2 protein-coding genes are annotated in these 1,378 nt (G+C 60.3%); both read right to left on the bottom strand.

What is annotated here, in order from left to right; all coding sequences use genetic code 11:
* Window positions 1–12 precede the first annotated feature (12 nt).
* Complete coding sequence (locus tag AC5RVV_RS17385; RefSeq protein ID WP_494002609.1) at window positions 13–483, bottom strand: NUDIX domain-containing protein; 471 nt, start codon at window positions 481–483, stop codon at window positions 13–15.
* Window positions 484–608: 125 nt separating this feature from the next.
* On the bottom strand, window positions 609–1,378 hold a 770-nt coding region (locus AC5RVV_RS17380; protein WP_494002608.1), incomplete at its 5' end, for an isocitrate lyase/PEP mutase family protein.

Raw genomic sequence — 1,378 nt, 5'->3', positions numbered from 1 at the left:
ACTGATTTCATATCAAGTATTGGGTTGGGTTGCGTTGAGCACTTCGTCCAGCCAAGTGACTCGATTGGTAAAGCGCTTCGCCTTGCGTGGAGTGGTCCACCGGTAGAAGTCGTGCTCCCAGTTGATTATCAACCGCCGGCGGGACGTTAGAGCCGTGAAAGTGTGGACGAGCCAGGGAGTTCCCGAACCGTCAGCGACCACGATGGCCCGGCCTTGGCGGAGCTCCAGGAGGTCTTCGGCCTGCAATCCGGCTTCTTCAGATAGCTCTTCAAGAGTCTGCTGTTCGGGGGTCGCCCCGGTTTCCAAGAATCCGGTGATGCAGTGCCAAAGGCCGCTGTCGTGGCCAAGGTGGCGGCTCCTTCTGAACAGGGCAATCCGGCCCCGCCACTGGACGACGGCAGCGATGACGATGTGGTCCGGGTGGATTTCATATGAAGCGTCAGAGGGCAAACCCACGTCAGGGGATGCAGGGATAATGCGCATTTTCCTGTCCTTACCAAGTGCCCTAGAGGGCGCCCTCCCATACGTTTATAGACAAACGACAAACGTATGGGAGGGCAAAAGATTCTGCGGAAGGCCGCGCGTTCAACTACTTGCGCCACGAGCTGCTAGGCGTTGGGGGTATTGACGTAATCGCGTCGCGCTTCAGTCGGCAGGTACCTTTCCTCCGTGCTTGCGACGAATTCGGTCGAGGGCCGCCCAAGGCACGAGCCCCAGCCGAGATCGTATTCGGTGCCCTTGGCCTCATTCATTGTGGCAAGGTATTCCGCGAACGGAGTGGTGTCGCCGGCCTTCTTGATGTCTAGAAGCAGGCGCCAAACCTCATGGATGCCCGGCAGCACAAACGGCGCTATCTCGATTGCCTGACCCATTGCGGTCAGTTCATCGAGCGTCTTCTGCCCGAGGAGGTTCGGGCTCGGGATCACGTAGCTTGGTCCGGGCGTCTCTTTCAGCGCCAGCTCGGCCTGTTCCCACGTCTGGAGACCCTCGTAGAAGATGACATCAACTCCGGTTTCGGCGCAGTAGAGCTGCCCACGCCGGATTGCCTCGTCGATACCTCCGCCGGCAGCACCGTATCCGTCCATGCGGGCGACGATCACGAAGTCCTTGTCGTATTTGTCCCGCGCTTCGACGGCGGCGTTCAGCCGCCCGATCGCCTCTGCGTCGGATACCAGTTCAATGCCGGTGGCCCCGCCTGGCTTCTTCGGCTCACGCTGGTCCTCGATGTGGATGCCCGCAACACCGGCGTCGACGAACTCGGCGACCGTGCGCTGGACGTTGATGGGAGCCCCGTAACCCGTATCGGCGTCGCAGAAAACGGGAATATCAACGCTCCGGGCAACGCGTTTTGCGTGCGCTACTACCTCCGTCAAGGTCA

The sequence above is a fragment of the Arthrobacter sp. MDT2-34-1 genome (assembly GCF_059091365.1).
The sequence above is the reverse complement of the archived record's forward strand: the minus strand, read 5'-3'. Positions and strand labels throughout refer to the sequence as shown.